This window comes from Pseudorhizobium sp. NPDC055634 (assembly GCF_053618655.1).
Map to the genome: position 1 here is coordinate 302,954 of NZ_JBSHHW010000004.1, position 20,011 is coordinate 322,964.

A 20,011-nucleotide genomic window follows, 5' to 3' on the forward strand; every position below is an offset into this window, starting at 1 on the left:
GGAAGAGGCACCCGAGGTGTTGCGCGGCTGCAAGGCCTGCCCTGGCCAGTCCCTGCGGCCGCAATCGCCGCTATTTCAGGCCTGAGCGATGTATCGTGGCCGGCGATCCGCAGTTGTGGAAAAGCCCGCCGGAGAAAATCGCGGCGGGCCTCGTCTTGACAGGAGATCGAATTCGATTCTCCTGCAGGTGGCGACAGGCGCCCTCCGTCCGGTCAGGCCTTCTGGCCCTTGGCAATCGGCTCCTGGTAGGTGAAACCCATGTCCCAGGGGAAGTAGATCCAGGTATCCTGGCTGACTTCCGTGACGAAGGTATCGACGGTCGGGACGCCCTTGGGCTTGGCGTAGACGCAGGCGAAATGCGCCCTGGGCAGCATCTCGCGGACTTCCGATGCGGTCTTGCCCGTATCGGTCAGGTCGTCGACGACGAGCACGCCTTCGCCGCCGTCGGTGGTGAGTTCGGCAGCGATGCCCTTGAGAAGGTTCATCTCTCCCTGGCTCGTATAGTCGTGGTAGGAGGCGATGCAGACCGTCTCGATGAGGCGGATGTTGAGTTCGCGCGAGATGATCGCCGCCGGCACCAGGCCGCCGCGGGTGATGCAGACGATGCCGCGGAACTGCTGGCCGAGGCCGGCGAGCCGCCAGGCGAGCGCGCGGGCATCGCGGTGGAACTGATCCCAGGAGACGGGAAAGGCTTTTTCAGGAAGGGACATGGGACAGGCCGTTAGCAAGAGCACATGGAAGTGCCCTCGCTATTAGCCGGACTGGGCCTGCGAAGGCAAGTACGCCCTCAACGCGACATCAGCGAGAGCGCCGTCATCGATTCAAGGAGACTGCGGGTGACGCCGCCGAACAGCATTTCCCACCAGCGGGACGTGCCGTAGGCGCCCATGACCAGGAGATCGACGCTGTTGTCGGCAAGCCGGTTCTCGATCGCCGTTGCCGCCGACACGCCGCCGCTTTCCTGCGTCGTCAGCGTGACGTTGACGCCGTGGCGCGCCAGCGCCGCGGCAAACTCGACGCCGGCAAATTCCCGAGACTGGTTCGCGCGGTCGGGCGCGTCGTGGCAGAAGACCTCGACGCTTTCGGCGGCCTTCAGGAAGGGAAGGGCGTCGAAGGCCGCCCGGGCCGCCTCGCGCGATCCGTTCCAGGCGATCATGACGCGGCGGATCTCGCGCGGCGCCTTCATGACATAGGGGACGAGCAGGACCGGGCGCCCGCTGTCGAACAGTAGGTTTTCCAGTTCCGAGCGGTTGTCGTGATTGGGGTCGCCCTGGCTCGCGATGATCAGGTCGGCGGCCCGCATCGTCTCCATGACCGCCGCGGCATTGTAGCCGGAAGACGAAATGAAGCTGCGCCACTCCGCCGAGCGTCCCTCGCGGGCAATGCTGTCGCGGAAGATCGCCTCCACCTGCTTCGTCTCCTGCCGGGCCGCCTCCTGGAGGGCCTCGATCGCCGTCGGATCGGGTATTTCCATCGGGGCGATCAGCGGCAGGGCCGCCAGCGTCTCGGCGTGAACGCCGAGCACATGGGCGTCGAAGCGGCGGGCGACGTCGAGCGCGTAGTCGGTGATCCGCTGCGCGTGGTCGGGTGTGTCGAGTACGGCGAGGATTGTCTTGTAGGTCATGGCTTCCCCCTTGTCGGCGACGTGATGTCGGTCAACTCTCGCCGCCTAACGTGTGGCTTTCCTTGATTTTGGTCAACCGCCCCGACAATTGCCTTCAGGCATCCACGCCGATCCCCGGCGGCAACCGGCTTGCCTGCAGCGCGTGTATCATGTCCTGGACTGCCTCGACCGCAGGCGCAAGTTCGCTCTCGGTTCTGGCTCGCACGACGATTTCGGTCGTGAAGCGCGTCCCGTCATACTTCGGATAGGAGCCGATGCTCGTTGCCGGATGTTCCTTCTGGATGCGGGAAAGCGGCGTGCCGATATCGCCTTCGCCGAACGGGCAGGCGAGTGCCCGGGAAAGCATCGGCGCCCCGGGCTGCAACTGCGGCAGGACGTTCTCCACCATTGCCTGAAAGACCTGCGGCACGCCGGCCATGACATAGACGTTCTCGACGATGAAACCCGGGGCCGTGGAAACGGGGTTTGCGATATGCCGGGCGCCTTGCGGCATGCGCGCCATTCTCTGGCGTGCTTCCGTGAACTCCATCTCGCGCCGGGCATACATCTCGCCGAGAAGCCGCATCGCTTCCGGATCGTGCACGCAGGCCAGTCCGAAGGCCTTCGACACCGCATCGGCGGTGATGTCGTCGTGGGTCGGGCCGATGCCGCCCGAAGTGAAGACGTAGTCGTATCGCTTGCGGAGCGCGTTCAGCGCATCGACGATCGCATCCTCCTCGTCGGCGACGATGCGCACTTCCTTCAGGTCTATCCCCGCGACCGTCAGCACATCGGCGAGATGGCCGATATTCTTGTCCTTGGTGCGTCCGGAGAGGAGTTCGTCGCCGATGGCGAGCATGGCGGCGGTTACGACGGATGAAGACGACATGTGAGCCCCGGGGTTACGACCTTTTTTCGTGTTTTACGCCAGTCCTCCCGATCGCAGAAGCGGTTTCGTCGGCCGTTCACCGCCCGGGGGTAGCATGGCCATGTACGTTTCTCTTTTGCGAACAGTGCGTCGTCCGGCACCGGGGCTGACGGCGCGGGCGGAACAGCTTAGATGCCGATGAGTTGAGACGCGTGGGGCGTCGCCAAGGAGATCAGCAATGGCAAAGGTACTTGTTCTTTATTATTCGGCATACGGCCACGTGGAGACGATGGCCCGGGCTGTCGCCGAGGGCGCCCGCGGCGCCGGCGCCGAGGTGACCGTCAAGCGCGTGCCGGAACTCGTACCCGAGGAGATCGCAAGGGCTTCGCACTACAAGCTCGACCAGGAAGCGCCGATCGCCACCGTCGCGGAACTTGCAGACTACGATGCCATCATCGTCGGTGCCGGTACCCGCTTCGGCACGGTCGCCTCGCAGATGCGCAATTTCTGGGACCAGACCGGCGGCCTCTGGGCCGAAGGCAAGCTGGTCGGCAAGCTCGGCTCGGTCTTCACCTCCACGGCGACGCAGCACGGCGGCCAGGAATCCACCATCCTCGGCTTCATTCCGACATTCCTCCACCAGGGCATGATCGTGGCGGGCCTGCCTTACGCCTTCCAGGGCCAGAGCGGCGTCGAGGCCGTCAAGGGCGGCTCGCCCTATGGCGCCAGCACGATCACCGACAGCGACGGTTCGCGCCAGCCTTCCGCCGTCGAGCTCGACGGGGCCCGCTTCCAGGGCGATTATGTGGCCAAGCTCGCCGCCCGGCTTTCGGCCTGAACCGACAGATCAGAGACTGAAGCTGAACGCGGCCTCCAGGCCGCGTTTTGCGTTCGGCGGGGCGGGATTCGGCGGCTGGCGGGATTCGGGAGGAGCCTGATGCCTGGCGGGGCAGCCGGCTCCTCCCGAAGGCCAGCGTGCCGGCAGAGCGATCTCTAGGGGACAAGCCTTGCGGCAAGCTGACGGGAGCCCCGGACGCGGGGGCAGGGGGCTGCCGGAGCTCCCGGCCGCGCCGGTAAGGACGCGGCAGGGGCAAAGATGGAAGCCCTGGGCCGCTTGTCGAACGCCATTGCCGCGGCTGGTTGACCGGACCCTAATTCCCCCGCGCATCGTCCCGCGTCGGGGCATTCGGGCGCTGCCGGAATAAAAAAATGCCCCGCCATGAGGCAGGGCAATAAGGGGAAAAGCCCGGCTTTCTCAATCGGGCGATTCCTGTTTGACATCTGGCGCCGGCGCCGGCGAGTGCAGTTGGAACATTTTCGGTACGCCCGGCGACTTTTCGAGCGCGGATCGACATGGAACCAACCCCCGGATCGGCAATTGAGGGAGTGGATCAACGGAGGAAGAGACCATGCGCAGGACCGTCACCTTCACCATGTTGGCACTCGGGCTTGCCCTTTGCCCGCCCCTCGGCCCGTCCCTCGGCCTGAACGTCGCCGCGCAGGCGCAGGATGGCGGATCAGGCGGAGCCGCGACCGGCGGTGCTGCCGGTGCTGCCGGAGCTACCGGAACGCTCGGCGCGACCACCAACCTTCCCGGCGTCGACACGCAGACATCGACCGGCACGGACGGCAGTGCCACGGCGACGGGCCGCGTCGACAATTGCGGCGCCGACACCTCGATGCAGGGCACCGGAACGGCCGGCAGTTCGGGCGTCGCCGATATCGGCGCCGGCGCAACCGCAGGCGCCTCCAGCCCCTCGCAGGGCTGCTGAGCTGTCAGGGCGAAGGTCTTCCAGTTCGGGTCATGCTTGGTGCGGACGACGGGGGTCGAACCCGTATGACCGAAGTCGAGGGATTTTAAGTCCCTTGCGTCTACCAGTTTCGCCACATCCGCTTCAGGCGAAGTGCATAATGTGCCGGGGCCGGATTGAAAAGGGCGGGGACGGCGTAAAAGCGGCGGGCGGTCAGTGGCGCCAGAAGACCGGGGTCAGCAGGACCAGGACGGTGAGAATTTCCAGGCGGCCGAGCAGCATCATCAGCGAGAGGAGGTAGAGGGCCGAATCGCTGATGGTCGAGAAGTTGCCGACGGGTCCGATGATGGGGCCGATGCCGGGGCCGACATTCGAGAGGCACGTCAGCACGGCCGAGATCGCGGTGAGGAAATCGTAGCCGATCATGCTCATCACCATGCTGCCGATCGCCCATAGCGCGAGAAACAGTCCGAGGAAGAGGAAGACCCCGCGCTGCGCGTCCGCATCCACCGTCACCGAGCCGTAGCGCACCGGATAGATCGCGTTCGGATAGACGAGGCGCTTCAGGCCGCTGCGGATCATGTTGAACATGATGACGAAGCGGTAGGTCTTGATGCCGCCGGCCGTCGAGCCAGAGCAGCCGCCCATGGCGGTCGCGAAGAAGGCGAGCGTGACGGCGAACGGTCCCCAGAGCGTGTAGTCGTCGCTGGCGAAGCCGCCGGTCGAGAGGATGGACGCCATGTTGAAGAAGGAATGGATCAGTGCGTCGGGAAGATCCACGCCGTTGCGCAGGTGGTGGTAGACGGCCAGCATGACAGACATCGCCACCAGATAGCCGATGAAGACCATGATCTGCGGATCACGGAGGGTGTTGATCTGGCGGCGCACGGCCAGGAGGATCAGGACCGAGAAGGGCAGGCTTCCGAGCGTCAGGAAGATCGTTCCGATGACGAGGATCGCCTCGTTGTTGAAATATGCGAATGACATGTCGTGGGTCGAAAAGCCGGCGGTGGCGACAGTCGACATGGCATGGTTCAAGGCATCGAAATGGCTCATTCCGGCGAGGTCGTAGGCGATCATGCAGACGAGGGTCAGCAGGACGTAGACACCGAGGAAGGCACGCGTGAAGCTCGCCAGGCGGGCAAACGGCTTGTCGCTCCGGTCCGATGATTCGAGCTTGAAGATCGACATGCCCCCGACCTTGAGGAAGGGTAGCACGAAAAGGCCGAGCGCCACGATCCCGATGCCGCCCAGCCAGCAGAGGAGCGACCGCCACAGAAGGATCCCGTGCGACAGCGTGTCGAGCCCGACGATCACGGTGGAGCCGGTCGTGGTGATCCCCGAGACCGATTCGAACAGCGCCTGGGCGAAGCTCAGGTCGACGTCGGCGAGATAGAGCGGGATGGCGCCGACCAGCGAGAAGACCGCCCAGAGCAGGTTGACCATCAGGAAGGCGAGCCGCTTGGTGACGACCGGCGGCGGGCCGTGGGTGGCGAGTGCCGTCATCAGCGACAGGCCGCCGACCATGAAACCGGACAGCGCAAAGACCTGCCAGTCGTCGTCCCCGTAATAGAGGTCGATCATGGCGGGCAGGAACATCGCGGTGGACAGATAGAGCCCGCAGAGCGACGCGATATAGAGGGCCGGCCGGACGAGACTGGCGTTCAAGACTGGAATCCCCGATTCGCGTGGCGTCGGAAGGATGGTTTTCTTTCTTCGGGTTGGCTATGGCATATCGGGATACCGGAGCAAATTCAATGGATGGGCGGTCGTGAGCAAAGAGGCTGTGGACGAGGCGATGAAGGCATTGCGGGAGATCTTTCCCGAAACGCCGCTGCAACTGAACGAACACCTCAGCCGCCGTTACGGCGCGGACATCTGGCTGAAGCGCGAGGATCTGTCGCCGGTCCGCTCCTACAAGATCCGCGGCGCGTTCAACTTCTTCCGCAAGGCCATGGAAGATGCCCCGGGTGGTCGGACCTTCGTCTGCGCCTCGGCCGGAAACCATGCGCAGGGCTTCGCCTTCGTCTGCCGCCATTTCCGCGTGCCGGGCGTCGTCTTCATGCCGGTGACCACGCCACAGCAGAAGATCGACAAGACCCGCATGTTCGGCGGTGAGTTCATCACCATCCGCCTGGTCGGCGACATCTTCGACCAGTGCTATGCGGCGGCCCACGCGCATGTGGACAAAATCGGCGGCGTCATGGTGCCGCCCTTCGATCATCCCGACATCATCGAGGGGCAGGCGAGCGTGGCGGCCGAAATTCTCCGCCAGCTGCCCGAAGGAACGCGTCCCGACCTGGTGGTCGTGCCGGTCGGCGGCGGTGGGCTCGCATCGGGCGTGACGGCCTATCTCGGCGACGTCGTGCCGGACGACGGTTTCGTGCTCGTCGAGCCCCTCGGCGCGCCGAGCCTTAGGCGCAGCCTGGAGGAGGGGCGTCCGGTCCGCCTTCCCAAGGTCGACAACTTCGTCGACGGAGCCGCGGTCGCGCGGATCGGCGACCTCAATTTCGAGGCGCTGAAGCATTTCCGGCCCGACCAGGTCCTGCTCGCCCCGGAGAATGCCATCTGCGTCACGATCAGCGAGATGCTCAACATCGAGGGCCTGGTGCTCGAACCGGCCGGCGCCCTGTCTCTGACCGCACTCGACATGCTCGGCCCCGAACGGCTGCGGGGAAAGACGGTGGTCGCGGTGGTGACCGGCGGCAATTTCGACTTCGAGCGGCTGCCCGACGTCAAGGAGCGCGCCATGCGCTATTCCGGGCTCAAGAAGTACTTCATCCTGCGGCTTGCCCAGCGTCCCGGAGCGCTGAGGGACTTCCTCAACCTGCTGGGACCGGAGGACGATATCGCCCGCTTCGAATATCTCAAGAAGTCGGCCCGGAACTTCGGCTCGATCCTGATCGGCATCGAGACCAGGAGGCCGGAGAATTTCAGCGGACTGCTCGATCGCTTCGAGGCCGCCGATATCGGCTACCAGGACATAACCGACAACGAAATCCTGGCAAACCTGATCATCTGAGCGCGATTAAGGCGATGACGCTGGAGGGCGGAGCCGCACCGGCGCGCCGCCGCTTCCACCCGCATCGCCGTCGTGCTAGTCAGCGTGCATGGCTTCGATCATTTCCAGCATCCTGTCGCTGTTTTCCGGCGGCTCCCGTACACCGCAGGCGCCTCAGCCGGCAGCGGTCCCGCAGGCGCATGGCGACTGCATGATCCATGCGACGCCGATCCGCGAAGGAAGCCAGTTCCGGCTGGCCGGGCGTATCGAGAAGGACGTGGAGGGCGAGACCCTGGTGCGCACCTTCATCCGGGCGGACGTCTTCACCTCGCTCGATGACGCGCTCGACTGCACCTATCGCAAGGCCCGCCAGATCATCGACCAGAACGGACCGTCGCTCTTCGCCGACGGCGAGAAGTCCCGCTCCGTCTAGCGGCTTTCGCCATTGGCGGCGGGAGACGTGGAGGCAGGGGCATGGCGCCGCTGCCGGGAAAAGGCGGCCGCCGGTGGCGGCCGCGTCGTGCAGGGGGGCTCAGGCAGCGGCGGCAAGTTCCGTGATTCGCGCATCGGCCTGCGCCAGCGCCTTGTCCAGGGCTTCCGGGCCGAAGGCCGTCCCTTCCACATAGATCACTTCCACATCCGTCATGCCCATGAAGGAGAGAACCGTCTTCAGGTAGGGAACGGCGTGGTTCATCCCCATGGCCGGGCCCTCGGAATAGATGCCGGCGGCCGACAGCACGACATAGACCTTCTTTCCGGTGGCAAGGCCTTCCGGACCCTCGGCGGTATACCGGAAGGTAATGCCGGCGCGGGCGACATTGTCGATCCAGGACTTGAGTGTCGAATAGATGTTGAAGTTGATGAGGCCGGTGGCGAGCACGACGGTATCGGCAGCCATGAGTTCGGCCACGAGTTCGTCAGAGGCGGCAGCCGCGGCCGCTTCCTCCGGGCTGCGCTCGGCGGCGGGCTTGCGGATCGCGGACGTGGTCACCGTGTCGAGGTGGGCGATCGGGTTGAGGCCAAGATCGCGGTGAACGACGGTTGCCTCGCTGTCCCGGCTCTTCAGCTTCTCGACGAGATCGGTGGCGACCTTGGTGGAGAGGGACCCTTCGCGCGGGCTGGACGTAACGAGGAGAATCGAGGACATGGCTCTGCTTTCCGGTAATGGACGACTGTCGGGGAGGTGATCCGGCCAGAAGGCTGCGGACAAAGGGTCCATAGGACAGGTACCATCATCGATGAAACGGTGATAATGTCGCATCCATCTATCGATTTTATGGATGGAAGACATGGATGCGAACCCGACGCTGGATCAGTTGCAGGTCTTCCTCGCCGTCGCCGAGGCCGGCAGCTTTTCGGCCGCCGCGCGAAGGCTCAATCGCGCCCAGTCGGTGATCAGCTACACGATCGCGAATCTTGAGGCGCAGGTTGAGGTGCCGCTCTTCGACAGGAGCGGGCGCCAGCCCAACCTGACGGAGGCCGGACGGGCGATGCTCCCCGACGCGCGGCGCATCGTGGCCGATCTCCAGGTGATGCGCTCGCGCGCGCGCAGCTTGAAGCAGGGGCTCGAACCGGAAGTTTCCATAGCGATCAGCGTGATGGTGCCGGCCGATGCCGTGGTCTCCATCCTGCGGTTGTTCGGCACGCGATTTCCGACCGTGGGCCTCAATCTCAACGTCGGCGAGCTCGGCATGGTCATGGACATGGTCGGCAGCGGCAGGGCCGCGATCGGCCTCGGCGGCGCGCTGATGAAGCCCGACGAGACGATCCATGCCGAAAGGATCGGCCATTCCTTCATGGTCCCGGTGGCCGCCGCCGACCACCCGCTCGGCCTGGTCGACCGCCCGCTGACCCTCAACGACGTGCGCGAGGAAACGCAACTCGTGGTCACCGATGCCTCGGGGCTTACCAAGGGGCGCGATTTCAACGTCCTGTCCTACAAGACCTGGCGTGTCAGCGACATCGCGACCAAGTACCAGCTCATCCGCGGCGGCCTCGGCTGGGGCGGCCTGCCGGCCTCGCTGGTGCGCGAGGACCTCGTTTCAGGGCGCCTGGTGGCGCTGCGGCTCGACGCCTATGAACAGGGCGAGTACCCGATCTATGCGCTTCGCAAGGTCGCCAATCCGCCCGGCCCGGCGGCGAGCTGGCTGATACAGGCGTTCAGGGAGCAATTGTCGACCTGCCCGAGAGCCGACGAGATGCCCGGCATGCAAGGCCCGGATGGGCGGGCCGCGGCGGAATGAAAGCCTTGGGGACAACCCATTGAATGCACCCGAACTCTCGTGCTTCTGCGCCTGCTCGGGCGGCTCGGGAGAAGGCCGCCTGAGGGCGACCCTCCCGTCACCGGGCGGTGACGTCAGAGGAGGAGGCGGAACTTCGCGAACCCTTCGGCGCCGTCGCCGGCATCCTCGATCCTGGTTCCCTTGATCTCGGCGAGATAGGCGCGGCCCTTCGGCCCGCTCTCGAAGACCGCCGTCGTGCCTGCCATCGGCTTGAACGACCAGTTGGCGTCGGCCGACGGATTGATCGTGCCCTGTTCGACGATATAGCGGACGATCACGTCGCGGTTGGTGTCGGGGGCGACGAAGATCACCTTGTCGCCGGCGATCTCCGGGAACTTGCCCCCGCCGCCGGCGCGGTAATTGTTGGTCGCCACCACGAACTTCTGGGCCGGATCGATCGGCTTGCCATCGAACCGGAGGTCGACGATGCGGCGCGCATCCGGGTTGATCAACTGGCCGTCCTTGTCGAAACGGGGCGGCTGGGAAAGGTCGATCTGGTAGGTGACGCCGTCGATGATGTCGAAGTTGTAGGAGGGAAAGCCGGTGTTGAGGAGGGGCGCGTCCTTCGCACCCGGCTCCACCTGGTTGAACATGCCCGCCGACATCTCCAGCCAGTTCCCGACCTGCTCGCCGGTGATCAGCACGGCCTGGACGGTGTTGGGATAGAGGTAGAGGTCCGCGACGTTCTTGATGGCGATGTCGCCGGCCGGCACGTCCGTATAGTATTCGGCGCCGCCGCGTCCGCCGGCCTTGAACGGGGCTGCCGCGGAGAGGACGGGATAGTCCTTGTAGGCGCCGTCCTTGAGCATGTCGGCGATGTACCAGGTCTGGGCATTGGAGACGATCTGCACCGACGGGTCGTCGGCCACCAGCGCGAAATACGAGTAGAGAGGAGCGGATGTCTTGCCGACCGGGCGGCGCACATAGGCGAGCGTCGCCTCATGCGCGTCCTTGACCGCAGCCGTCACCTCCGGCTTGTCCTTGACGTCGGCGACGACCTTGCGATCGGCGTCGCGGTGGTAGATCGGTCGGGCTTCGGTGGTGAAATCGACGATCTTCCAGCCGCTGCCGTCCTTTTCCAGCAGAAAATCGATCAGCCCCATATGCGAGCCCCAGAACCCGGCCATGACGGCGGGCTTGCCCATCAGCGTGCCCTTCGCGGCATCCGCACCGGCGATGCCCTCGAAATCCTTCGGCCCGGGGAAGACGAGATGCTGGTGGCCGGTGAAGACCGCGTCTATGCCTTCGACGCCTGCGAGATAGAGCGATGCGTTCTCCATCCGGTCGCTCAGTCCCGAACCGTCGATGCCGGAATGGGCGAGTGCTACGATGATGTCCGCGCCTTGCTCCTTCATCACCGGCACCCAGGCCTTGGCGGCATCGACGATGTCCCGGGTCTGCGCCTTGCCCTCCAGATGCTTGGCGTCCCAGACCATGATCTGCGGCGGAACGAAGCCGATGAAGCCCACCTTGACCGGGCTGCTTGCGCCTCCGCCGTCCCTGATCTGCTTGTCGAGGATCACGTAGGGCTCGAAGAAGAGGTCGTCCTGCCTCGGATCGGACGCCAGCGCGCCTCGTGTCAGGTTCGCGCAGACGTAAGGGAAGCCTGCGCCGCCCAGAACCTTGAACATGAAGTCGAGGCCGTAGTTGAATTCGTGGTTGCCCAGCGTGCCCGCATCGTAGCCGAGGACGTTCATCGCCTGGATGACCGGGTGCTGGTCGCCTTCCTTCATGCCGCGCTCGTAGGCGATGAAATCGCCCATCGGATTGCCCTGCAGGAAGTCGCCGTTGTCGATCAGCAGCGAATTGCCGGCCTCGGCCCTGATGGAATCGATCAGCGAGGCCGTCCGCGCGAGACCCATCGTGTCGTTGGGCTTGTCGCCGTAATAGTCATAGGGAAGCACATGCACGTGGATGTCGGTCGTTTCCATGATGCGAAGATGCGCCTGGTTCGCCTGCGCGCGCGCCGCGAACGGATGCAGCACGACGAGCGCAGACGAGGCGGCAAGGCCGCCGAGCAGCGAGCGGCGTGTCATCGACGGGAGAGAGATGGACGGCATGGACGGCTCCTGACTGGCGGTTGCCGGAGCAAGACTATGCGCAATGGAGCGGAAGTACATCGGCAAAATCGCAGGGTCGACGTCCTTCGACCATCGCCCGCCGCGAGGGGCCTAAGCCCCTTCAGCACCGCAAGGCACATCGGGATCGCCGCGCTACCGGGTCAGGATCGGGCTTACGTCCCGGTGGAAGAAGCGGAAATAGGCGGAGATCTGGGCCAGCGCATTGCTGTTCAGGTTCAGCTGTATGCCGATCCTGCTGCCGCGGCACCATTTCACCGTACCTTCGAGGAAGCCGAGCTCGTCGCTCTCTATCCTCACCCTGCTTCCGTCGGCGGCGCTGAACGGGCCGTCGAGTTCCAGCGCAATGCCCGTGGCCGAAAGGTCGACGATCTTGCCGCGAGCGGACTTGCCGAGATGCGTGACCGTTCCATAGATTCGGGTCTTGGTGCGTTCCGCGCCGCGATTGGTCATTCCGGGATTGGTGCTGACTGCCATGAAAGCCTCGCCCGTTGCGTTACCGACTGCTTATTTAGCACGGCCTGGTTGCATCAAGGTGAGGACGTTTCCTAAAATTCGCGTCAAAGGCCGATATTCGGACGGTCGAGGATTTCCCGCAGCGCGAAGCTCGAATTGATCTTCACCACATGGGGCAGGGCCGCCAGCCAGTCGCGGTGGATGCGTTCGTAATCCTCCAGGTCCCTGGCAGCGACGCGCAGGATGTAGTCGTACTCGCCCGACATCAGGTAGCATACGAGAACGTTGGGGCAGCGCTTTACGGCCGCCTCGAATTCGGTGAGGGTCTTGGCGAACTGGCCGGACAGCGAGATGTGGACGATCACCATCATCTTGTGGTCCAGAGCCTTGTTGGAAAGCCGGGCGTGATAGCCGCTGATCGTGCCCTCGCTTTCGAGCGCGGCAAGCCGCCGCGAGCAGGCCGACTGGGAAAGCCCCACGCGCTCGGCAAGTTCGGCATTCGATATGCGGCCGTCCTGCTGAAGAATGCGCATCATCGCAAGATCGATTGCGTCCGGGCTCTTCATTGCAAGTAAACCCTGTCTCATTGCTCGGGTGCGCAATTATCTTCGACAATAGCCCGTCTGCAAAGGGACCTTCGCAAGGACATTGCTCGATATATCTGGTCTGGTTTCCTCCTCGATAAAATCTCGCCCACGGCGATTACGGCAGAGAGGAACGTGCATGCGTGTCGGGTGTCCGAAGGAAATCAAGAACCATGAATATCGGGTCGGGCTAACGCCCGCCGCGGTGCGCGAATATGCGGCGCATGGCCATGACGTGCTGGTGGAAACGAAGGCCGGTGCCGGCATCGGTGCCGACGACAGCGCCTATGTGGCCGCCGGGGCAAAAATTGCCGCGAATGCGGAGGAAATCTTCCAGACCGCCGACATGATCGTGAAGGTGAAGGAGCCTCAGCCCCGGGAATGGGCGCAGCTTCGCGAAGGACAGATCCTCTACACATATCTTCATCTGGCGCCCGATCCCGAGCAGACCAAGGGCCTTCTGGCTTCCGGCGTGACCGCGATCGCCTATGAGACCGTCACCGACGACCGCGGGGGATTGCCGCTGCTGGCCCCGATGTCGGAAGTCGCGGGCCGGATGGCCATACCGGCGGGCGCGACCGCCTTGCAGAAGGCGCTGGGGGGCAGGGGCGTGCTCCTCGGCGGCGTTCCCGGTGTCCCGCCGGCAAGGGTCGCCGTCATCGGCGGCGGCGTCGTCGGAATGCATGCCGCACAGATGGCCGTCGGGCTCGGCGCCGATGTCGCCATCCTCGACCGCTCGCTCCCGCGACTGCGCGAACTGGACAATATCCTGCACGGTCGCGTCCATACCCGCTACTCCACGATCGACTCGCTGGAGGAGGAGCTCTTCGCCGCCGACCTCGTGATCGGTGCCGTTCTCATCCCCGGAGCGACCGCGCCGAAGCTGGTCACGCGCGAGATGCTCTCGGGGATGAAGCCCGGTTCGGTTGTCGTCGACGTGGCGATCGATCAGGGCGGATGCTTCGAGACATCGCACCCGACGACCCATTCGGACCCGACCTACGAGGTCGACGGCATCATCCATTACTGCGTCGCCAACATGCCGGGTGCCGTCCCGGTGACCTCGGCCCACGCGCTCAACAACGCGACGCTGCATTACGGGCTGGCCCTGGCGGACCGGGGGCTGCGGGCGATCGCCGAGGATCGCCATCTGCGCGACGGGCTGAACGTCCATCGCGGGCGCATCACCAATCCGGCTGTCGCGGATGCGCTGGGCTACGAAGTCTTCCCCGCCGAAAGCGTGATCAGCGTCGCGTAGAGATATATCGTAGATAATTACGTGAGTTGGAACGGATGACGGATCATGAGAACTGGAGTCACATCCTCCGGCCCTTGTTTATTTTAGATGCCCCTTGAATGATCTCCGGAAAGTAGTATCTTAGATATATCGAAACGGAACTGGAGATAGAAACATGTTCATGAATGGAGATGAAAATCATCGCGACTGCGGGCGAAACCGCCGCATGGCGGCGGTCATGTGCGCAATGCACGGTGGTCCGTCCCGCAGGGGCGGACGCCACGGCGGCGGCCACGGCCGCGGGTTCGGCGGCGACGGCGAGGGCCGCATCGGTCGCTTCCTGATGCAGGGCGACCTGCGCCTCGTCGTGCTTGCACTGGTCGAAAAGGAGCCGCGCCACGGCTACGAGATCATCAAGCATATCGAGGAACTGACCCACGGCTTCTATGCGCCGAGCCCGGGCGTCATCTACCCGACGCTCACCTATCTCGAAGAGGCGGGCTATGTGGTCGCCGAGCAGGACGGCAACAAGAAGCGCTATGCGATCACCGCGGAAGGCAAGGCCCACCTCGACGAGAACCGGACCTTCGCGGTGACCGTTCTCGAGCGGCTGGCGCAGTTCGCCGAACGCATGCGCCAGAAGCAGGAACGGCGGGGCAGGGACGAAGGTCCGAGCCTTCCCCGCAGCGTCGATGCCGCGCTCCTGAACCTCAGGGAGGTGATCGCCCGCAGGCTGGAAGGCGACGAGCGCAAGGCCGGCGAGGTCGTCAGGCTTCTCCTGCAGGCCGCCGACGATATCGACAGCGGCAGCGTCCGGGAACAGTAACACCCGGTCACAAGCAATAATGAAGGGCGGCGGCCGGACGGCCGGCGCCCTTCGCCCATTTGGGGAACGGCACAGGCTTCAGGCGGGGTCGATGCGGCACTGGTAGCAGTTGTTGCGGGCCGAGCGCACATGCACATAGGCGACATCGCCCCGCTCGAGAAGCATCGCCGCCCGTTCGGCGATACTGTCGGTCGGCGTAACCGCGCCGGTGCCGTAGACGATCCTGTCGTCGCGGCCGTAACCGCGCACGATATAATCCGGGGACGTCAGGATGGCGGGCAGGGCGTCCGACGCTTCGTGCCGGCGGCACGGCGCCGCGTGGAGAAAGACGGGGCCCGTCTCCGCATAGGGCTGCAATGCCGAAAAAGGCCGGTAGGCGAGAACCATGACGTCCTCGCCGGCATCGATATTCCGCAGGCAATGGCGGCAGGGATAGCCGTCTCCGTCGGACCTGCGCGTTTCCGGCAAGAGGCCGTAGGCATCCGTGCCTCCGTCCCAGAGGTGGGCAGCTTCTGTCGTCGGCATGGCATTGAAGACGAGGTTCATCGCGCGGGTTCCTTTCCGTTCGCGATGAGACTGACTGCAGCGGCGCTCGCGCGCCACCCGATTCCTGCCCGTCAGGTGTCGAGCACCTTCAACAGTTCCGGTCCGCTCATCGGATGGACGAAGGCATCGTAGGTCGCCACCGGGGAAAAACCCATCATCTGGTAGAGTTGCAGGGCGCGCGGATGGTCCAGCGTGTTGGTCGTCACCGTCACCTTCCTCGGGTCGTCCTGCCAGGCGGCGTAGAGGGCCTGCAGCAGGAACCACTTGCCGATGCCGAGGCCGATCGCCCATTCCAGCAAGCCGAAATAGGAAAGTTCCACGACGTTCTCGTCCGCCTTGCGCAGTTCGAAGAAGCCCGCCGGAGCGCCGTTGACGTAGAGGACGGTCACGGAGACGCTGGGATCGTGGATGATCGCCGCCAGTTCCTCATCCGCCAGCCGCAGCCGCTGGTACCAGTGCCATCGCTTGCCCACCCGCCGGTAGAGATAGCGGTAGTAGTGGAGCGGGATTTCCGGCGCCCGGATGATGGCGGTCTGGAGGTTCATCGGCACGGGCAGGCTTGCCTTCGGCGGCGAAGTCATCTCGAGCCGCGTGACATGGGCCGTGAGCGGTGCGGGTTTGCGGGTCATCGGTCTTGCACGGGCGCGGCCGAGGGCGGGCCGGTAACGATCGGCGTGTCGGCATGCGCTCCCCACTCCGTCCAGGACCCGTCGTAGAGGGCATTGTCCCGGTGGCCGAGCGATTCGAGCGCAAGGGTGATGACCGCGGCCGTGATGCCGGATCCGCAACTCGTGACGACCGGGCGGTCGAGGTCGATACCCGCTTCGGTGATCAGGGTGCGCAACTGGTCCAGCGGCTTCAACCGTCCGTTCTCCGAGAATGCGCCCGCCGGAAGATTTCGCGCGCCCGGCATGTGACCCGAGCGCAGGCCCTGCCGCGGCTCCGCCTCTGTTCCCGCGAAGCGACCGGGGCTGCGGGCGTCCGCCACCTGCTTGGAGCCGCTTTCGACGATCCCCTTCATGGTTTCGAGGTCGATGACCCGGTTCGGGTGGAACTGCGCCTTGAACTCGACCGGCTGCGGGCTCGGGACTTCCGTCTGCAGCGGGCGTCCCTCGGCCTTCCAGCCGTCGAGCCCGCCGTCGAGGACGAGGACGTTTTCGGCGCCCATGGTGCGGAACAGCCACCATGCGCGCGGCGCGGAGAACATGCCCGGCCCGTCATAGACGACGATCCGGTCCGTTTCCCTGATTCCCATCCGTCCGAGCGCATCGGCAAAGACTTCCGGGGAGGGAACCATATGGGGAAGATCCGTGGAATGGTCCGCGACCTTGTCGTGGTCGAAGCGCACGGCGCCCGGTATGTGCCCGGCCGCATATTCCGCGTCGGCATCGCGCATTTGCGCAGGCAGGTAGAAGGAGGCGTCGACGATACGAAGCTCCGGGCTTCCGAGCTCCGCGGCAAGCCGGTCGGACGATATGACGAAGGGACTATGTTCTGGCACCGTGCTTCTCCCGGGGCAGGGCGTCAGCCGCCGGCGGCGTCGCCGAACCGGATGCGAAAGCGCCGGTTTTCCTTGCCCTTCTTCTCGATCTTGGCGATGTGGATGCGGCCCACCTCGCCGGTACGGGAAACATGTGTGCCGCCGCAGGGCTGGCTGTCAACGGCGGAGTTTTCGCCGATGCAGACGAGGCTGACACGACCGAGCCCCACCGGCGGCCGGACGTTCTTCGACTTGACGATGCCGGGATTGGCCGCAAGCTCGTCGTCGCTGATCCACTGGACGTAGACCGGGTGGTCCTGGTCGACGAGTTCGAGGAGCCGGGCCGTCACCTCGTCCTTGTCGGCGACGTCGACCATGTCGAAATCCACGCGCGATTCGTCCTCGCCGACCGCCGCTCCGGTAATCGGGAAGGGGCAGACGACGGAGAGCAGATGGCAGGCCGTGTGCATCCGCATCAGCCGGAACCGTCGCTCCCAGTCGATATGGAGGCGCACCGTTTCTCCGAGGATCGGCGGCCGCTCGCCGTCGAGCGGCATATGCAGGATGATGTCCTTGCTCGCGCCGTGCCTTGCCTGCCCAAGCGTGATCCTGCTGCCATCCGAACGCTCGACATGACCCGTGTCGCCGGGCTGGCCGCCCGAGGTCGCATAGAAGCACGTCCGGTCGAATTCGATGGCGCCGTCCTGATGGACCGCCGTCACGACCGCCTCCGTCGTCTTCAGGTAGAAATCGTCGCGGAAGAGGGCGTTGACGGGCATGGACGGGCTCAGGCGGGCTCGAAGGGGGCGACAATCCCGTGGCGGCGGGTCATCCACTGGGGCACGGGCAGGTTCTTGGAGCGCAGGAACTCGGGGTTGAAGAGCTTCGACTGGTAGCGGTTTCCGTAGTCGCAGAGGATCGTCACGATCGTATGGCCCGGGCCGAGGTCGCGGGCGAGGCGGATGGCGCCGGCAACGTTGATGCCGCTCGATCCGCCGAGGCACAGGCCCTCCCGCTCGACAAGGTCGAAGATCACCGGCAGGGCTTCCGCATCGGGAATCTGGTAGGCATAGTCCGGAGCGAAGCCTTCGAGGTTCGCCGTGATCCGGCCCTGGCCGATCCCCTCGGTGATCGACGAACCCTCCGACTTCAACTCCCCATGGGCGTAGTAATCGTAGAGAGCGGCACCTTCCGGGTCCGCAAGGCCGATCTTGATCCCGGGCTTGCGGTCCCTCAGCCCCTCGGCAACGCCGGCGAGCGTCCCCCCGGACCCGACCGAGCAGATGAAGCCGTCGATCTGGCCGCCTGTCTCATCCCAGATCTCGGGCGCGGTGGTCTCCACATGCGCCTGGCGGTTCGCGACGTTGTCGAACTGGTTGGCCCAGATCGCACCGGCGGGATCGGTCTTCGCCAGTTGTTCGGCAAGCCGGCCCGAAATCTTCACGTAGTTGTTGGGGTTACGGTAGGGGACCGCGGGAACCTCGACGAGCTCGGCCCCGAGCAGGCGCAGGGCGTCCTTCTTCTCCTGGCTCTGGGTCTCGGGAATGACGATGACGGTCCGGTAGCCGAGCGCCTTGGCGACAAGCGTCAGCCCGATGCCGGTATTGCCGGCCGTACCCTCGACGATCACGCCGCCCGGGCGAAGCAGGCCTTTCCGCTCGGCGTCGCGGATGATGTAGAGCGCCGCGCGGTCCTTCACCGATTGGCCGGGGTTGAGGAATTCCGCCTTGCCGAGGATCTCGCAGCCCGTCGCCTCCGAAGCGCCCTTGAGGCGAATGAGCGGCGTATTGCCGATGACGTCGAGGACGGATGTGTGAAGGGACATGATGGGGGCCTTGTGAGGAATTCAGTTTATGAGCGCTCTTCTGGGAGGACAAGGCAGCCGAGACAAGAAACAGGTTTTCGCGATCCGGGGCACTCTCGAAATAATATGTTGTCGGCGGCTTTGCGGCTCACGCAAAAAGGCTGGCGCGGGCGCCAGCCTTAGGGTTGAACGGTTGCGGATTATTCTTGGCAGGCTGCGTCGGGAATCGTGCCGGACTGGACGGATGTCGTCTGTTCGGCACTGGTCTCGGTGCAGCGGTCGTCATCGCGGTTGCCCGACGAAGCGTTGTCGGCGGCGCCACCGGGGGCGGTATCCGCCTGGCCGGTATTGGCATCCGAGGTGCTCCCCGCGCTGCCCGTGCCGTCGGTCGACTTGTCGCCCGATTCGGACGCGGACTGGGCCATCGCGCCCGAAGCGAGCATCAGCACGATGGCGGATGCCGTAACCATTTTCCTGAGCATTCTTATCTCCTCCTTGGCCGGTTTCCCGGAAACGTTTCTCTGAACGCGAGCCTAACCATCGAAAGTTGCGCCGGTTCCGGGCTACCTCCGAAAGTTATGGTTGCGGCTGCTCGGGGAGGAGTTCGGATGATTTCTCCGGCTGGGGCTGGAGAAGCGGCGCGAGGCCCCGTCGTCTCGGTGTGGCCACGAATTGGAGGTTCTGGTGGTCCACAACGCAAGAAGCCCCGGGCGATGCCGGGGCTTCATGGATAAGATCAAGGACGATCAGTCGAGGACCTGAACGACCGTATAGTTCTTCGGATCGACGATGACGCGGCGCTCGTTGACATAGGTATAGGCATATTCCGGTGCGTCCGGGACCGGGGTCAGCACCACGGTCTCGGGCAGCGGCTGGCCGACGACGACCTCACGCTCCACGACGACCGGCTGGGCGGGAACCGGCTGTTCGCGCACATAGGTGACGACGCGCTCCGGCGGCGGATCGATTGCGGTTCCGGCAGCAGCGCCGACAATGCCGCCCACGGCAGCGCCGATCGGGCCGCCGACGATCGCGCCGGTTACCGCTCCGCCCGCGGCGCCGCTGACCGTGCCTTCCTGTGCAAGGGCGCCGGTCGCGGCAAGGCCTGCAGCGGCAGCGATAAGTACGAACTTCCTCATGGCGATCTCCTTTTCATGTAAAGCCATGGGGCAGTGAACGTGAATGTCCGAAATTCGTTCCGCGCCAGGCAACCCCTGCAATCCCGGCCAATCGCACCCTGTCGCGACCCAGCAGTCCGCCGTCGGGAGGACATGCACCCCGCCGGGGCGGCTCTCGGATCGGCAGGAGCAATCTTCATCGATTCGAATGGCCATGGGCCGGGAGTTCGGCCTGAGGAGCGGTAGGAAGCCCATATCTTCTTCTGTGCGGGGCCAGATTTAGCACTGGCGCTCCATTCCCCGAAGTCTACCTACGCGTCCTCCTGCGTCCACATGGACGTGGCGGGGAGTCGTCCTAGTGTTCCCCCCTCCCGGAG

22 protein-coding genes and 1 tRNA gene are annotated in these 20,011 nt (G+C 64.9%); 7 read left to right on the forward strand and 16 right to left on the reverse strand.

Annotation, left to right across the window (positions count from 1 at the left end):
- Nucleotides 1-212: 212 nt before the first annotated feature.
- From gpt to ACWGPT_RS08880, 3 genes are all read right to left on the reverse strand, one after another.
- On the reverse strand, nucleotides 213-710 hold the full coding sequence (gene gpt / locus ACWGPT_RS08870; protein ID WP_452605218.1) for a xanthine phosphoribosyltransferase: 498 nt from the start codon (nucleotides 708-710) through the stop codon (nucleotides 213-215).
- 77 nt (nucleotides 711-787) lie between these two features.
- Nucleotides 788-1,624, reverse strand: a complete 837-nt coding sequence (locus tag ACWGPT_RS08875; RefSeq protein WP_452605219.1) for a universal stress protein — start codon at nucleotides 1,622-1,624, stop codon at nucleotides 788-790.
- A gap of 94 nt (nucleotides 1,625-1,718) precedes the next feature.
- Complete coding sequence (locus ACWGPT_RS08880; RefSeq protein ID WP_452605220.1) at nucleotides 1,719-2,492, reverse strand: competence/damage-inducible protein A; 774 nt, start codon at nucleotides 2,490-2,492, stop codon at nucleotides 1,719-1,721.
- A gap of 217 nt (nucleotides 2,493-2,709) precedes the next feature.
- On the opposite strand from ACWGPT_RS08880, the gene wrbA reads away from it, so the two are divergent.
- On the forward strand, nucleotides 2,710-3,309 hold the full coding sequence (gene wrbA / locus ACWGPT_RS08885; protein ID WP_452605221.1) for an NAD(P)H:quinone oxidoreductase type IV: 600 nt from the start codon (nucleotides 2,710-2,712) through the stop codon (nucleotides 3,307-3,309).
- Between the two features lie 571 nt (nucleotides 3,310-3,880).
- Nucleotides 3,881-4,243, forward strand: coding sequence for a hypothetical protein (locus ACWGPT_RS08890; protein WP_452605222.1), 363 nt, complete (start codon nucleotides 3,881-3,883; stop codon nucleotides 4,241-4,243).
- Between the two features lie 37 nt (nucleotides 4,244-4,280).
- On the opposite strand, the gene ACWGPT_RS08895 is transcribed toward ACWGPT_RS08890, so the two are convergent.
- Nucleotides 4,281-4,365 (reverse strand) — tRNA-Leu (locus tag ACWGPT_RS08895).
- Nucleotides 4,366-4,435: 70 nt separating this feature from the next.
- Nucleotides 4,436-5,890 carry a TrkH family potassium uptake protein gene (locus ACWGPT_RS08900; protein WP_452605223.1) on the reverse strand — a complete coding sequence of 485 codons (1,455 nt, stop codon included), beginning with the start codon at nucleotides 5,888-5,890 and terminating at the stop codon, nucleotides 4,436-4,438.
- Nucleotides 5,891-5,924: 34 nt separating this feature from the next.
- Here ACWGPT_RS08900 and ilvA point away from each other — a divergent pair, with 34 nt between their 5' ends.
- Both ilvA and ACWGPT_RS08910 read left to right on the forward strand, forming a co-directional pair.
- Nucleotides 5,925-7,244, forward strand: a complete 1,320-nt coding sequence (ilvA, locus tag ACWGPT_RS08905; RefSeq protein WP_452605224.1) for a threonine ammonia-lyase — start codon at nucleotides 5,925-5,927, stop codon at nucleotides 7,242-7,244.
- Nucleotides 7,245-7,332: 88 nt separating this feature from the next.
- On the forward strand, nucleotides 7,333-7,656 hold the full coding sequence (locus tag ACWGPT_RS08910; RefSeq protein WP_452605225.1) for an HlyU domain-containing protein: 324 nt from the start codon (nucleotides 7,333-7,335) through the stop codon (nucleotides 7,654-7,656).
- Nucleotides 7,657-7,755: 99 nt separating this feature from the next.
- Here ACWGPT_RS08910 and ACWGPT_RS08915 read toward each other — a convergent pair whose 3' ends face one another.
- The gene (locus tag ACWGPT_RS08915) at nucleotides 7,756-8,370 is read right to left on the reverse strand and encodes an FMN-dependent NADH-azoreductase (protein ID WP_452605226.1); all 615 of its coding nucleotides are present in this window, start codon (nucleotides 8,368-8,370) and stop codon (nucleotides 7,756-7,758) included.
- Between the two features lie 142 nt (nucleotides 8,371-8,512).
- Here ACWGPT_RS08915 and ACWGPT_RS08920 point away from each other — a divergent pair, with 142 nt between their 5' ends.
- Nucleotides 8,513-9,466 (forward strand): LysR family transcriptional regulator, encoded by a 954-nt coding sequence (locus ACWGPT_RS08920; RefSeq protein ID WP_452605227.1) that lies wholly within the window; start codon nucleotides 8,513-8,515, stop codon nucleotides 9,464-9,466.
- A 113-nt stretch (nucleotides 9,467-9,579) separates the two neighbouring features.
- On the opposite strand, the gene ACWGPT_RS08925 is transcribed toward ACWGPT_RS08920, so the two are convergent.
- The 3 genes from ACWGPT_RS08925 to ACWGPT_RS08935 all read right to left on the reverse strand — a co-directional run bounded on the left by ACWGPT_RS08925 (nucleotide 9,580) and on the right by ACWGPT_RS08935 (nucleotide 12,605).
- A complete protein-coding gene (locus tag ACWGPT_RS08925; RefSeq protein WP_452605228.1) occupies nucleotides 9,580-11,565 on the reverse strand; it encodes a bifunctional 2',3'-cyclic-nucleotide 2'-phosphodiesterase/3'-nucleotidase in 1,986 nt (661 codons plus the stop codon).
- 153 nt (nucleotides 11,566-11,718) lie between these two features.
- Nucleotides 11,719-12,060, reverse strand: a complete 342-nt coding sequence (locus ACWGPT_RS08930; protein ID WP_452605229.1) for a PilZ domain-containing protein — start codon at nucleotides 12,058-12,060, stop codon at nucleotides 11,719-11,721.
- An 83-nt stretch (nucleotides 12,061-12,143) separates the two neighbouring features.
- Complete coding sequence (locus ACWGPT_RS08935; RefSeq protein ID WP_452605230.1) at nucleotides 12,144-12,605, reverse strand: Lrp/AsnC family transcriptional regulator; 462 nt, start codon at nucleotides 12,603-12,605, stop codon at nucleotides 12,144-12,146.
- A 157-nt stretch (nucleotides 12,606-12,762) separates the two neighbouring features.
- Between ACWGPT_RS08935 and ald the strand changes: the two genes are divergently transcribed.
- Both ald and ACWGPT_RS08945 read left to right on the forward strand, forming a co-directional pair.
- A complete protein-coding gene (gene ald, locus ACWGPT_RS08940) occupies nucleotides 12,763-13,881 on the forward strand; it encodes an alanine dehydrogenase (protein WP_452605231.1) in 1,119 nt (372 codons plus the stop codon).
- A 154-nt stretch (nucleotides 13,882-14,035) separates the two neighbouring features.
- The gene (locus tag ACWGPT_RS08945; protein ID WP_452605232.1) at nucleotides 14,036-14,686 is read left to right on the forward strand and encodes a PadR family transcriptional regulator; all 651 of its coding nucleotides are present in this window, start codon (nucleotides 14,036-14,038) and stop codon (nucleotides 14,684-14,686) included.
- A 78-nt stretch (nucleotides 14,687-14,764) separates the two neighbouring features.
- Here ACWGPT_RS08945 and ACWGPT_RS08950 read toward each other — a convergent pair whose 3' ends face one another.
- The 7 genes from ACWGPT_RS08950 to ACWGPT_RS08980 all read right to left on the reverse strand — a co-directional run bounded on the left by ACWGPT_RS08950 (nucleotide 14,765) and on the right by ACWGPT_RS08980 (nucleotide 19,655).
- Complete coding sequence (locus ACWGPT_RS08950; RefSeq protein ID WP_452605233.1) at nucleotides 14,765-15,232, reverse strand: DUF1203 domain-containing protein; 468 nt, start codon at nucleotides 15,230-15,232, stop codon at nucleotides 14,765-14,767.
- Nucleotides 15,233-15,303: 71 nt separating this feature from the next.
- Entirely contained in the window at nucleotides 15,304-15,861 is a 558-nt protein-coding gene (locus ACWGPT_RS08955; protein ID WP_452605234.1) for a GNAT family N-acetyltransferase, read from the reverse strand.
- On the reverse strand, nucleotides 15,858-16,733 hold the full coding sequence (gene sseA, locus ACWGPT_RS08960) for a 3-mercaptopyruvate sulfurtransferase (RefSeq protein ID WP_452605235.1): 876 nt from the start codon (nucleotides 16,731-16,733) through the stop codon (nucleotides 15,858-15,860). Before sseA ends, ACWGPT_RS08955 begins: the two co-directional genes overlap by 4 nt.
- Nucleotides 16,734-16,756: 23 nt before the next feature.
- Nucleotides 16,757-17,491 carry an alanyl-tRNA editing protein gene (locus tag ACWGPT_RS08965; protein WP_452605236.1) on the reverse strand — a complete coding sequence of 245 codons (735 nt, stop codon included), beginning with the start codon at nucleotides 17,489-17,491 and terminating at the stop codon, nucleotides 16,757-16,759.
- A gap of 8 nt (nucleotides 17,492-17,499) precedes the next feature.
- On the reverse strand, nucleotides 17,500-18,537 hold the full coding sequence (locus ACWGPT_RS08970; protein ID WP_452605237.1) for a cysteine synthase A: 1,038 nt from the start codon (nucleotides 18,535-18,537) through the stop codon (nucleotides 17,500-17,502).
- 179 nt (nucleotides 18,538-18,716) lie between these two features.
- Nucleotides 18,717-18,998 (reverse strand): hypothetical protein, encoded by a 282-nt coding sequence (locus tag ACWGPT_RS08975; RefSeq protein ID WP_452605238.1) that lies wholly within the window; start codon nucleotides 18,996-18,998, stop codon nucleotides 18,717-18,719.
- Between the two features lie 264 nt (nucleotides 18,999-19,262).
- Nucleotides 19,263-19,655, reverse strand: coding sequence for a DUF1236 domain-containing protein (locus ACWGPT_RS08980; RefSeq protein WP_452605239.1), 393 nt, complete (start codon nucleotides 19,653-19,655; stop codon nucleotides 19,263-19,265).
- Nucleotides 19,656-20,011: the final 356 nt, after the last annotated feature.